Origin of the sequence: Cylindrospermum stagnale PCC 7417 (genome assembly GCF_000317535.1) — a bacterium.
Classification (GTDB): Bacteria; Cyanobacteriota; Cyanobacteriia; order Cyanobacteriales; family Nostocaceae; genus Cylindrospermum; species Cylindrospermum stagnale.
Window position 1 is genome coordinate 3,260,175 of the sequence record NC_019757.1, and the last position, 11,787, is coordinate 3,271,961.

The window sequence follows — 11,787 nt, forward strand, 5'->3', positions numbered from 1 at the left end:
CGATCGCCCCACACTACCATAATTTAGAGTATCCCAAATATCTCGTAGAACAGGCGTCCCGCCTGTTTGATGGCACGGCTAGAATAGATGCAATTGAGTCTTTAACCCATTCCCCAAGTTCTATGACTCTTGCTAAACCTTCTAAACTAGATATTACTCATCTTCCCGACCACACAGAGTTACCAGAGTCAGACGGTAGTTTCGTGAAAAATTTTCAAGAACACCCCCAAAGTATTCTGCTGACTGACTCTATTAACAGCGTCTTGCAACAACTACATCCAGATGGACAGTACGCTATTGGTCAAGATTGCGGTATTTATTGGCGTTTAACTGACCCCCCAGAAAGAGGTGCCCAAGCACCAGATTGGTTTTATGTGCCAAATGTGCCACCAATGTTAAATGGTAAATTTCGGCGTTCTTATGTATTGTGGCAAGAATATATCGCCCCGTTAATTGTCTTAGAATTTGTTTCTGGCGATGGTTCAGAAGAGCGAGATAATACACCGCTTAACGGTAAATTTTGGGTGTATGAGCAAGCTATCAGAGTACCGTTTTATGGGATTTATGAAGTAAATAAAGCCAAAGTAGAAGTTTATCACTTAGTAGATGGTCATTATCAACCAGTACCAGCCAACGAAAGAGGTAACTATCCAATTGCGCCTTTAGGTGTTGAATTAGGAATTTGGCAAGGGCAATATAACAACATGGAAGCGCCTTGGTTACGTTGGTGGGATGCACAGGATAATTTGTTGTTACATAGTGGTGAGAAAACGCAGCAATTAACATCTCAGTTAGAACAGCAACAGCAAAAAGCTGCACGTTTGGCGGAAAGGTTGCGGGAGTTGGGGGTTAACCCGGATGAGGTTTGATTAAAAGCGTGATCATAAAAAATTACATTTACTAAAATTAGCAGGCGTTCCATTACTTTATTCACGAATTAAAGACTTTGGATTATTACACCTTTATTCTCAGAACGAAGAAATAATATTTAATTTATTCACAGGCGAACGTCGAGAAAATGCCAAATCCCTAATTGAAAAATATTGCAAACCATCTATCCTTGCTAATATTTGAATCTCCCGCAACTCCTTTTGCGCTATTCTTCGCGACGAAAGCGCCTTTGCGTGAGACAAAAAATATTGTTAACAGCCGTCCCCCCTCATTTAACGAAAATGGTAGAATTTACACCATGCTAGGGGTGCCTGAAAAACCAGGCTGAGATCAAACCCTTAACACCTGAGTCTGGGTAATACCAGCGGAGGGAAGCTGTTTATTTGAGGAATTCAATATGCGTACAGAATGGATCAACAAGCGACGTGGACACAGCAACGTTTCGCAAATGCACTATGCCCGTCAGGGTGTAATTACTGAAGAAATGCACTACGTCGCCCAGCGGGAAAACCTTCCAGCGGATCTCATTCGTGATGAAGTAGCGCGGGGGCGGATGATTATCCCTGCAAATATAAATCACACTAACTTAGAACCAATGGCGATCGGCATCGCCTCCAAATGTAAAGTCAACGCCAACATCGGCGCTTCCCCCAACTCTTCCAACCTTCAGGAAGAAGTGGATAAACTGAACCTAGCGGTAAAATACGGCGCTGATACCGTGATGGACTTGTCCACAGGTGGCGGAAACTTAGACGAAATTCGCACCGCCATTATTAAAGCTTCACCCGTACCCATTGGCACAGTACCAGTTTACCAAGCTTTAGAAAGCGTTCACGGCACAATTGAAAATCTCACCGCCGACGACTTTCTCCACATCATCGAAAAACACGCCCAGCAAGGGGTAGACTATCAAACCATCCACGCCGGGATTTTGATTGAACATTTACCATTAGTCAGAAACCGCCTTACAGGTATTGTTTCTCGCGGTGGCGGAATTTTGGCGCGGTGGATGTTGCATCACCATAAACAAAACCCTTTATACACCCACTACAACGACATCATTGAGATTTTTAAAAGATATGATGTTTCCTTCAGTTTAGGCGACTCCCTGCGCCCAGGATGTACCCATGATGCCTCAGACGAAGCTCAATTAGCCGAACTGAAAACCCTCGGAAAGCTCACCCGCAAAGCCTGGGAACATGATGTACAAGTCATGGTAGAAGGCCCCGGACATGTACCAATGGATCAAATTGAGTTCAACGTCCGCAAACAAATGGAAGAGTGTTCAGAAGCACCTTTCTACGTCCTCGGCCCCTTGGTGACAGACATTGCCCCCGGTTACGACCATATCACTTCTGCGATCGGTGCAGCTATGGCTGGATGGTATGGTACAGCGATGTTGTGTTATGTCACACCTAAAGAACATTTAGGTTTACCCAACGCTGAAGATGTGCGAAATGGGTTAATTGCTTACAAAATAGCAGCTCATGCAGCGGATATTGCTAGACATCGCCCTGGTGCTAGAGACAGAGATGATGAACTTTCTAGAGCTAGATATAACTTCGACTGGAATCGTCAATTTGAGTTATCTTTAGACCCAGAAAGAGCCAAGGAATATCACGACGAAACTTTACCAGCAGACATCTATAAAACCGCTGAGTTTTGTTCGATGTGTGGGCCGAAATTCTGCCCAATGCAAACCAAGGTTGATGCAGATGCGTTGACTGAGTTGGAGAAGTTTTTGGCGAAGGAACCTGTAGCGCAAAGCTAACATAGTTCCCGTTAAATATCGTTACTGGGTTGAACCTGGTAACGATATTAATGTCAAGGGTAACTGTACACCAATTCAAATCTTTATATTGAAATTAAACCCTAAAAATCAATGAGTGAACCAATTAAATGGACTGGTGAAGCCGAAGCTAAACTCAAAGACATTCCTTTTTTTGTCCGTCCTTTTGCCCGCAAAAAAATTGAAACCTATGCTCAAGAGAATAGTATATCTCTCATCACTCTCGAAATTTATGACCAGGCTAAACAACTATTCAACAAAAAATTTAACTAATTTTTTAAGGGATTTTTTTGAGTTTATAGCCCTTCAGATTAGAAATCTAGAGCTACACCAACAAAGCCTGCCTTCGCAGGCTAATTTTATGGTTTATAACACTGATACTATTGTAGACTAAATAAGTTAGTATATTTGCTATACTTTTAAAAGTTAAGAGGTTAGGAGTTTGTGTGCAATACCTAGCATTCGTAGGGGCACAGCAGTGCTGTGCCCCTACCGCGTGTTGCATCCAAGGGAAAACTGACATAGATATTTTTTTACCTAATTTCCTAACTTTTAGTATTAATCAGCTAAAAATTTTTGAGGTTAACCGATGTCTGAAAATGAGCAAAAAATTAAACCAATTCAGAAGATTCTCTTTGGAAGTCCAGGAACAGGAAAAAGCTATAAAGTTCGTGAAATTGCAAAGCAAGAACTAGGTATAGAGTGGAATGAACAAACTCAATCGTTAAAAAATACAATCAAAACAGTTTTTCATCCAGAATATACTTATTTTTATTTTGTAGGCAAGCTTTTACCACGAACTGATGGAAGTAGTTCGGTAATATATAAATTTTATGAAGGTCATTTTTTACGGGCGTTAGGTTTAGCATATAAAAAAATAATTGATGGTACTAATGAAAATGTTCTTTTAGTTATAGATGAATTAAATAGGGGTAATGCTGCTGCTATATTTGGAGCAATTTTTCAGTTATTAGATAGAGAAGATGATTATTGGTCAACTTATGAAGTTAATTTATCTGAACTTGAGATAGTTGGACTTTGGAGAACAATGGGATCTGTAATTATTAATGAACATATAACACTAGATAGCAGTAGTTTTAGTAGTGTTACTAATCTTGCAGAGAAATATCTACGAGAAAATAATAATTACAATGCGTTGCGAGTGTTAGAAAATCTGAAAAATGGTAGTATTACCATACCACACAACCTATCTATTATTGCTACCATTAATACATCAGATGAATCAATCTATTATCTGGATAGTGCATTTAAACGCCGTTGGGATTGGGAATATATAGATGCACCTAATAGTAAAAGTAAAATACCAGACGAAATCAAAGATATTACGGTAATTATGTGGTTTGATGATGGTTGTGTTATTTACTATTGGTCTAGTCTAGTAATTAAACTAAATGAATTTATAAAATCTAAGCATGAGTCTATCAGAAGAATTGAAGATAAACAAATTGGTTGGTGGTTTTTAAAGGCTGATGAAAACAATGAGATTACACACTCAGCAATTAGAAACAAGCTCATGTTTTATCTTTGGGATAGTGTTTTTGCAAAAGATAAACGACCCTTAGAAGAACTACTAGGTAAAAAGTTGATTACCTATGCTGATTTTGCTAATTTATCTTATGAATTTGTAGATAAAATAGCACCAGAAGAAGTTAAAGATATTAAAGACACTGATTCTGATGACACACCTTTTTATTAGTTTTTATTTATCTAACAAAAAGATTTAAGCTAAAGAAAAATGATAAATTTTGGAGACTTAGAACTCAAAGTTAATACTAAATATTCCTTTGTAGGGATAGAAAAAGAAGGTTCAAAACTTATCTTTCATATCCCTAAAGGGTTTTCTGAATCTGACAGTTCATTAAACACATTTGACAGCAAGCGAGATTTATTTTTTCGTCTTTATCGAGTTTTGAACCTTTTTAAACAAACCTGTATCGAAAAGGGTTATTTTAAAACAGGAGTTATTACCAAAGCCGATGATCGTGATGGAGTTGTTGAGGATGATACCGGTTCAGAAATTACATCTAATGACGATAGCAAGAACATTTTTTATTCTAAAATTGATGCTTTGGGAAGCATATTAGATGCTTATGATGAATTAAAAATACTCGCACTTGTTAGCAGATTAGGAAAATCAGAAAGAATAGACTACAGTAAATTACACCGTTATTTAAACAAAGCTGTTTTTCTAAATAATGGTGCAATTTATATTGATGCTATGAATTTACCCCGAAAAGAAATACATTTTGATGCAACTGATATAGTTGCTATGTATTGTTATATTTTTGCTGAAATCAAGGAACAATTAAAACAAGAAATTAATCCTGAGATAAACCCTTTAGCAGAAAGGTTTAGAGAAAAGTATCTAGGTTCAGAATCTAGTTTATTTAATGAAAAATATCATCTACAAGTCATTAATGAATTAAAAGACGCTTTAGAAAGCATTGATAATTATACTCCAATAAAAGATAGTGATTATTGGGATTTTTACGAAGCGATTGAGAAATTCTTGTTTGGAGAATTAGATACTTCTATTCAAGGTGAAATCTGGGGATTTAGTAATTTTTATAGTATCTGGGAAGCAATGTGTTTAACGTACTTAGTTAAAACAGTAGACCCTGATTTTATTCTTTACTTGGATAAACAATTCATGTCTGACAAAATTTTAAGTAAATGGGATAATTGTAATAAAATTATTGACATTTCCAAAATATTTATATTAAAAGATACTGATAATCCTTCTGTTTCTGATAAAGAATCTAAACTTCGTCCTGATGCTGTTATTATTTCATTTTGTGGAAAAGAGCGTAAAGAATCATTATTTACAAATCAAAAAACCAGTGCATCTACTCTTGAATATCAACTCGATAAAGATGATAAGGATTGGGATGACTATGGGTATCGTACTACATTTAAATTTCGCGCAGAACCTATTAAAAAAACAAAATCTACTAAAATAACCGTTAGAATAGAGGATACAATTAAAATTGCTGATATTAATCAATCTTGTGGTGAACGTTGTTTTCAAACTTTAACTATTAACAGCAATATGCGATTGGCAGAGAATTTATATTCTTATTGGGATATTAATGATATCAGTATTGATGAACTAACAAGAATGCGCTGCTTAAATCATATATTTTACCAGGCTTTAAAAACAAAAGATATTGATTATAAAAAATTTTTACCTTCGTTAATTCAACATGTTTTCGGTAACAATTCAAATATTTATAATAATGTTATTTTTGATTCATTAGTTAGAAAAAGATCAAAGCAAAGAGATCTTCAAGAAATGAAAGGAAATGTAGAAAAACTAAATCAACTATTTGCAGATTTTCTGAAAAAATTGCATTTTTATATCATAGATATTAAATATCATAATTCTGACTATTTTGCAAGGCATCAAAATATAGAAGAAATCAAAAGAGATAGTATTAGAAAACAATTTCTTTATGAATATCTACTGCAAAAGCATCTAGAAGATACTAAAAGCCTATTGAAAGAATTGGATATAAAAAGCGATTTTTGGCTTCCAGCTTATTCTTCAACTCAAGAACTGCTGACACCGCTGCCAAAATATATGGATGATTATATTAAATTAACAGGTGTTAACATTATGGCTGTAATTGACAGCTATTTAGAGACGGAAGAAAAGTAACTTAAAATACTGTGTTGTTGAGATAGTGCGATGTGGTGAAATTAGCGAACTTACAAATCAGTGCTTGTGGTGAGGAATGCGATCGCACTGTACAATATGATTAAAATAGGCTTCACAGTTTTTTAGGATTCCCAGAATATCGCTGTATGCCAAACTCATGCCATGTTTCTCTCTTAGCTAATGGACAAAATCAAGTCCTAACTATTCCCCATGAATTTGCTTTACCCAACACAGAAGTTGTGTTACGCAAAGAAGGAAACCGATTAATTATTGAACCCATTCGTCCCGGTTCTCTCCTTTCCCTGCTGACTACACTAGAGGATATTACAGAGGATTTTCCTAGTGTGGATGAAGAACTACTACCTCTTGACGATATTACGCTTTAGTCATGCCCAATGACCTATCAATACCTACTCGATACCAACATCATCTCAGATTTGGTTAGGCATCCTCAAGGGTTGGTGTTCCAGCGTATCGCTACCGTCGGGGAAGATAGCGTTTGTACCAATATTATCGTAGCGTGCGAATTGCGGTTTGGCGCAGTTAAAAGTAGTTCTTCCCGACTTGTAAAGCAGGTAGAACGCATCCTTGAAGTCTTCCCAGTTCTATCTCTGGAGTCACCTGTAGATCAGCATTATGCGGCAATTCGTACCCACCTAGAGCAAGCCGGAACCCCAATTGGCCCCAATGATTTACTGATTGCTGCTCATGCGATCGCTCTTAACCTAACTCTTGTAACAGCAAATACTCGTGAATTTCAGCGTGTTCCTGCGTTGAATTTAGATAACTGGTTAGTATAGTCTTTGCGCGATGCCTAGGTTGAGTAATGCGATCGCTTGTGGTGAGGAGTGCGATCGCTGTGAGTTAAGATACAACAAGGGGAAGTTAAGTTAAAGTGCGATTACTAGGTTGCACTTCGCTATCGTCCATTGATATAAAAATCTTATTTTTACTTAAATAACACGTTAATATCACGACCAATTTGCGAAATAATATTTAACTAATGTGTATTTAAATTGAGTAACTCCATTCAAAAAATCTGGATCAATAGAATCATGCAACTAATCAAATATGCGACAGCTATCACAATTTCTTCTCTGTCTATATTTTCAACACCCGTCATTGCTCAAATAAACAAAGAACGGTGGGTAGATTTTGGTAAAACCAATAGCGGTGAAACACTAAAATTAAACGAAAGCAGTATTGGGTTTCAAATGATGCTGGTAGACGATACTCTCAACAATGAAGATGGATTCTATAGCGATAACGACAAGTTTCCCAAGATAAAAGTTGTTGTATTTGACTACAGGATTAATGGTAGGAAAAGAAGTGCATACACCAAATCCTGTAACTCTGGAAACTTGGCTCCTAATCCAACCTGGAAAACCTACACTTCTTTTATAGACTATTGGCCTCAATATTTTCTGGTTGAAGCTGACAGCCTTGCCAGCAAGAAAATGTTACAACGGGTTTGCGCTTTAAGTTTGTACAAACATTAATCAGAAGATGAAAAGCACAAAGTATATGGAATCACTAAATCAATTTATTACTTAAATGACTCGTCAAACCCATGACCAATTTGCCAAAGAATATCTAGAGGAATTATTAGCACCTCTAGGAACCATCAGAAAGAGCGAAAAAGTTAAAAGTGAAGTTCAAGAAATTGATGTTTGGTTTGAACCATTTTCTCCTCAACCTAAAGAGAATCTACCTTTAGGTTTATTAGGAAAAATGGCGACAACTCAGTGTTTGCTTGAGCCTTTTCGCAACCCACCCTCTGAAGTAGAAATTCGCAGTTGTTTACTCAAGTTATATGCCGTTCATGGCGATGTATTAAGGAAGTCTAAACGGGAAAACAGAAATATTTCTGAAGCTGAATTACCCATTTTATGGATTTTAACACCAACATTTTCATCTCGAATGATTCAAGGGTTAGGGGGAACAGAGGCTGATGAAGAAGATTGGGTTAAAGGGGTTTATTTTCTCCCGAATATTTTCAAAACAGCAATAGTCGCAATTCATCAGTTACCAGTTAATGAAGATACTTTATGGTTGAGAGTATTGGGGAAAGGAGGAACGCAGAAAAGAGCCGTAGAAGAATTGGCTGAACTGCCAGAACAGAACCCTTTTAGAAAGAATTTGTTAGAAATTTTAGCCGACTGGCGCAAGAATTTAGAGTTGAGAGATAATTTAAGTAGAGAAGAACAGGAAGTGATTATGAACCTATCACCAGCTTATTTACAACAACGGGAAGAGTGGAAGCAAGAAGGAAAGCAAGAAGGAAAGCAAGAAGGGCAACTTTTGATGATAGCTTGTCTTCTGGAAGGGCGGTTTGGTACTTTAGATTCTGAATTATCCGGTTTGGTTGAAAAGATTGCCCAAATTCCTATTTCAGAACGCACTCAGTTACTTCTTTCTTTGGGGAATTTATCGCGTGAGGAATTGTTAGAAAGATTGAAAAATGATTAAACTAGCTAGGATTTTTTAGGAGTGTGCTTGTGCCGAGGAGTGCGATAGCGAAGCGCGACCTAGGAATCGCTTACTAAGTTATTAAAATCAGGTATTTACTGCGTAATATTACTATTTAGCTGTTTCTTTGGGAAGTTAATTGTATAGCTGGTATGATATTTCTATGCAAGTCCTTAAGAGCAATTTTATTTTGATCACGCTTTTGTAGCAGGGATTCCAGCCTTCACATGGCGGCAAATTATCTCTTGGCCACTTTTACCCCAAAAAGTATAAAATCGTTTGTTAATAATTGAAGGAGAACTAAATAAATGACTCTTTATGAACGACTTGGCGGTTATGATGCTATTTCCGCAGTTGCTGATAATTTATTACCACGCCTACAAGCTGATCCCCAACTAGGGCGTTTTTGGCAGTATCGAGGAGATGATGGACTAAAACGGGAAAAACAATTATTAGTTGATTTCCTGTGTGCAAGTTCAGGAGGCCCCATGTACTACACTGGACGCAATATGATGACCTCTCATCAAGGAATGAAAATTAGTGAAAATGATTGGTCTTCATTTTTAGCTCATCTTAATGCTACCCTTGAATTTTTTCAACTTCCTCAAAACGAACGTGATGAAGTAATTGCCTTCATACAAACTACAAAGTTGGATATTGTTGAATCTTAATAAGAGGATACTGGAAGGCGATCGCTTATGGAGGGGTTGCGCTTGTGATGAGGAGAGCGATCGTGGTGAAGAGTGCGATAGCGAAGCGCTCCGTAGGAATCGCTTTGAGATAAAGTAACTGTTTACCGACTGTTGCTGATTTCCATAATCATTTCTTCTTGACGTAATTGATCCAGCGTATCAGGTAAGGTAATTGTCAGAAGTTGACGCAAATTACGATTAGTAACGTTTCTACAGGTCAGCCAGAGAATTTGAGGAGGTATCCCTAGCCGAAAAACTAAATCAACGAAATCACTGTCTTTCGCCATAATTATGACATTTGCGATGCTTGCAGCTTCAAAAATCAGGAATTTGCGTAATACGAGTCAATAGTTCAGTCATTGAGTTAATTAGTCAAATAACTAATCAACAATATTTTACCATGATTTTAGATGACGTTTATTATAAATTTGCTTGAGGAATATAGATGCAGAGCGACTTACATCAGAGTAAACAAATATTCCATAACCTGTAACGCAAAGTTAAATCTCTTTTTAACGCAGAGGATCGCGTAGTATTTCTTTGCGTTCCTCTGCGTTAAAAAAAACTCAATTTATCTGCCGATATCTTTCTTGAAGATCCGTAATTGAAAACAAAGTTTGAAACTGTAATTCAGAAGTTTGGTATAATTCCGCTCCACCTTGCAGCCTGTCTATCAGGGAAATCACTTGGGTGACACTATAACCTGCGTCCCGCAAACGTTCAACCGCTTTTAAAGCAGATTGCCCAGTAGTAACTACATCTTCCAAAACCACTACTTTTGCACCTTCTGGTAAAGTGGGACCTTCAATGTAAGCCTTTGTTCCGTGTCCCTTAGCTTCTTTGCGAATAATCAGCGCGGGAATTGGTCGGTTTTCATAGACAGAAACTACACTCACCGCTGTTACCATTGGATCAGCGCCTAGTGTTAAACCGGCTACAGCCTGGGTATCCTCAGGTAGTAAGGAGAACAGCAACCGCCCTACAGCTAAAGCGCCTTGGGGGTGGAGTGTTACCTGTTTGCCATTGATATAGTATGAACTGCGTTGTCCAGACGAAAGGACAAAATCACCCTCTTTATAAGCAAGCTGGCAAAATAAATCTAGTAAATTGTGGCGCAGGGTAGTTAAATCAGCAGTAGTTGCCCAAATATTTGATTGGTTGAGAATTTCAGTAGAATAAGTCATTACAAGACATTCAAAGTTGTGCTACACCAAAGATTGAACTCATCAGAGTTCTGAAATTAAGCATAAGTTAAGATTCGCCCAAAAACTGAGGAGTGATCAACATGGGTATAAAATTTAAATCCCTGAGTGGTTTATTGGTGCTGCTAGCTGTTAGTGTTGCGTTTCCATCAGTGGCATCTGCCGATATGGAAACACCAAATGCTCAAACGCCGAATGATACATTTGAGAACGCTTATTTTAGGTACGATCGCAATTTCTACGAAAATCAAAGCCCGAAACGCCAGCTAGACTCGCTACTTGGAATCGGTTCGGGCGTCCAAAACTCTTTCCCAGAAAATGAAATTGCCAGAGATGCTGAGTTAGTTAACACTCTCTATCGCGATGTTCTTGCCCAGCAATCTACCAATGATCCATATCTTCGCAGCCCAGATTTACCAAATCCTTACGACTCTTCCCTGCTGACTTCTCCGCGCTACAATGGCGATAAGCTGAAAGTCGGGACTGAATTCCGGTTTGAAACTGTACAATCTCGCTAAAATTCTTGAGCGCTGAGTTCTGAGAAGGCCAGGAAAGAAGTTTATGGTAATAATTTTTTTTACCATCATCCTCCATCCTGCGCCACCTAAAACGGGCCAACTTGAGCCTATGACTCAAGACTCAGTACTCAGTAAGTTAATGCTTGTAATCCTGTAGTTTCGCTCGCTCCCAAAAATTATTGGGAGTTAAACAAGGGATACATTGCCCGTTTTTAATGATTTAGTGCGCCCTGCCGGAATCGAACCAGCCTGAAAACGAATTATGAGTTCGCCGCCTCCCCAATCGGCCAAGGGCGCTTATTTTGTTGGTTTTTGGGCAGATGTGAGTCGATGAATCCAACCCTTAGGTAGTCCCAAACTGCTATTATTAGCGTGAGTTAGTCGTTTAATACGCTTGAATAAGCAACTCGATTATAACATAAGTTCACAGCATGTGAGCAATTTAAAGTAGTTAAGCAGATTTTGATCACACAAAATTTGACGATGAAATATTGCAGACTAATATTGATTAAGTTCCTTTAAGGATTGAGGTACACCGCTTCAATAC

General features: G+C 37.8%; 13 protein-coding genes, 1 tRNA gene and 1 riboswitch. Of the genes, 11 read left to right on the plus strand and 3 right to left on the minus strand.

Annotation, left to right across the window (positions count from 1 at the left end; translation table 11 throughout):
• Positions 1-122 precede the first annotated feature (122 nt).
• From CYLST_RS13200 to CYLST_RS13245, 10 genes are all read left to right on the plus strand, one after another.
• Positions 123-869 carry a Uma2 family endonuclease gene (locus CYLST_RS13200; RefSeq protein WP_041233633.1) on the plus strand — a complete coding sequence of 249 codons (747 nt, stop codon included), beginning with the start codon at positions 123-125 and terminating at the stop codon, positions 867-869.
• A gap of 315 nt (positions 870-1,184) precedes the next feature.
• A riboswitch (TPP riboswitch) is annotated at positions 1,185-1,281 on the plus strand.
• Positions 1,282-1,288: 7 nt separating this feature from the next.
• Complete coding sequence (gene thiC / locus CYLST_RS13205) at positions 1,289-2,662, plus strand: phosphomethylpyrimidine synthase (protein WP_015208232.1); 1,374 nt, start codon at positions 1,289-1,291, stop codon at positions 2,660-2,662.
• Between the two features lie 111 nt (positions 2,663-2,773).
• The gene (locus CYLST_RS13210) at positions 2,774-2,953 is read left to right on the plus strand and encodes a PCP reductase family protein (RefSeq protein WP_015208233.1); all 180 of its coding nucleotides are present in this window, start codon (positions 2,774-2,776) and stop codon (positions 2,951-2,953) included.
• A gap of 316 nt (positions 2,954-3,269) precedes the next feature.
• On the plus strand, positions 3,270-4,397 hold the full coding sequence (locus tag CYLST_RS13215) for a hypothetical protein (protein WP_015208234.1): 1,128 nt from the start codon (positions 3,270-3,272) through the stop codon (positions 4,395-4,397).
• A 39-nt stretch (positions 4,398-4,436) separates the two neighbouring features.
• Complete coding sequence (locus CYLST_RS13220) at positions 4,437-6,359, plus strand: hypothetical protein (protein WP_015208235.1); 1,923 nt, start codon at positions 4,437-4,439, stop codon at positions 6,357-6,359.
• A gap of 146 nt (positions 6,360-6,505) precedes the next feature.
• Positions 6,506-6,745, plus strand: a complete 240-nt coding sequence (locus CYLST_RS13225) for an antitoxin (protein ID WP_015208236.1) — start codon at positions 6,506-6,508, stop codon at positions 6,743-6,745.
• Positions 6,746-6,754: 9 nt separating this feature from the next.
• Positions 6,755-7,159 (plus strand): type II toxin-antitoxin system VapC family toxin, encoded by a 405-nt coding sequence (locus tag CYLST_RS13230; protein ID WP_015208237.1) that lies wholly within the window; start codon positions 6,755-6,757, stop codon positions 7,157-7,159.
• A gap of 255 nt (positions 7,160-7,414) precedes the next feature.
• Positions 7,415-7,858, plus strand: coding sequence for a hypothetical protein (locus CYLST_RS13235; RefSeq protein WP_015208238.1), 444 nt, complete (start codon positions 7,415-7,417; stop codon positions 7,856-7,858).
• A gap of 55 nt (positions 7,859-7,913) precedes the next feature.
• A complete protein-coding gene (locus tag CYLST_RS13240) occupies positions 7,914-8,828 on the plus strand; it encodes an RpnC/YadD family protein (RefSeq protein WP_015208239.1) in 915 nt (304 codons plus the stop codon).
• 308 nt (positions 8,829-9,136) lie between these two features.
• Positions 9,137-9,499, plus strand: a complete 363-nt coding sequence (locus tag CYLST_RS13245; RefSeq protein WP_015208240.1) for a group I truncated hemoglobin — start codon at positions 9,137-9,139, stop codon at positions 9,497-9,499.
• Between the two features lie 122 nt (positions 9,500-9,621).
• Here CYLST_RS13245 and CYLST_RS13250 read toward each other — a convergent pair whose 3' ends face one another.
• Complete coding sequence (locus tag CYLST_RS13250) at positions 9,622-9,846, minus strand: DUF5615 family PIN-like protein (protein WP_342663891.1); 225 nt, start codon at positions 9,844-9,846, stop codon at positions 9,622-9,624.
• A gap of 240 nt (positions 9,847-10,086) precedes the next feature.
• The gene (gene pyrE, locus CYLST_RS13255; protein WP_015208241.1) at positions 10,087-10,704 is read right to left on the minus strand and encodes an orotate phosphoribosyltransferase; all 618 of its coding nucleotides are present in this window, start codon (positions 10,702-10,704) and stop codon (positions 10,087-10,089) included.
• Positions 10,705-10,805: 101 nt separating this feature from the next.
• Between pyrE and CYLST_RS13260 the strand changes: the two genes are divergently transcribed.
• Complete coding sequence (locus CYLST_RS13260; RefSeq protein ID WP_015208242.1) at positions 10,806-11,240, plus strand: hypothetical protein; 435 nt, start codon at positions 10,806-10,808, stop codon at positions 11,238-11,240.
• 224 nt (positions 11,241-11,464) lie between these two features.
• Here CYLST_RS13260 and CYLST_RS13265 read toward each other — a convergent pair.
• Positions 11,465-11,537, minus strand: a tRNA-Met gene (locus CYLST_RS13265).
• Positions 11,538-11,787 lie beyond the last annotated feature (250 nt).

Excerpts from the sequence above, each read along its gene's own strand:
- CYLST_RS13200 (WP_041233633.1), top strand. The coding sequence starts at position 123 with ATGACTCTTGCTAAACCTTCTAAACTAGATATTACTCATCTTCCCGAC.
- thiC (WP_015208232.1), top strand. The coding sequence starts at position 1,289 with ATGCGTACAGAATGGATCAACAAGCGACGTGGACACAGCAACGTTTCG.
- CYLST_RS13210 (WP_015208233.1), top strand. The coding sequence starts at position 2,774 with ATGAGTGAACCAATTAAATGGACTGGTGAAGCCGAAGCTAAACTCAAA.
- CYLST_RS13215 (WP_015208234.1), top strand. The coding sequence starts at position 3,270 with ATGTCTGAAAATGAGCAAAAAATTAAACCAATTCAGAAGATTCTCTTT.
- CYLST_RS13220 (WP_015208235.1), top strand. The coding sequence starts at position 4,437 with ATGATAAATTTTGGAGACTTAGAACTCAAAGTTAATACTAAATATTCC.
- CYLST_RS13225 (WP_015208236.1), top strand. The coding sequence starts at position 6,506 with ATGCCAAACTCATGCCATGTTTCTCTCTTAGCTAATGGACAAAATCAA.
- CYLST_RS13230 (WP_015208237.1), top strand. The coding sequence starts at position 6,755 with ATGACCTATCAATACCTACTCGATACCAACATCATCTCAGATTTGGTT.
- CYLST_RS13235 (WP_015208238.1), top strand. The coding sequence starts at position 7,415 with ATGCAACTAATCAAATATGCGACAGCTATCACAATTTCTTCTCTGTCT.
- CYLST_RS13240 (WP_015208239.1), top strand. The coding sequence starts at position 7,914 with ATGACTCGTCAAACCCATGACCAATTTGCCAAAGAATATCTAGAGGAA.
- CYLST_RS13245 (WP_015208240.1), top strand. The coding sequence starts at position 9,137 with ATGACTCTTTATGAACGACTTGGCGGTTATGATGCTATTTCCGCAGTT.
- pyrE (WP_015208241.1), bottom strand. The coding sequence starts at position 10,704 with ATGACTTATTCTACTGAAATTCTCAACCAATCAAATATTTGGGCAACT.
- CYLST_RS13260 (WP_015208242.1), top strand. The coding sequence starts at position 10,806 with ATGGGTATAAAATTTAAATCCCTGAGTGGTTTATTGGTGCTGCTAGCT.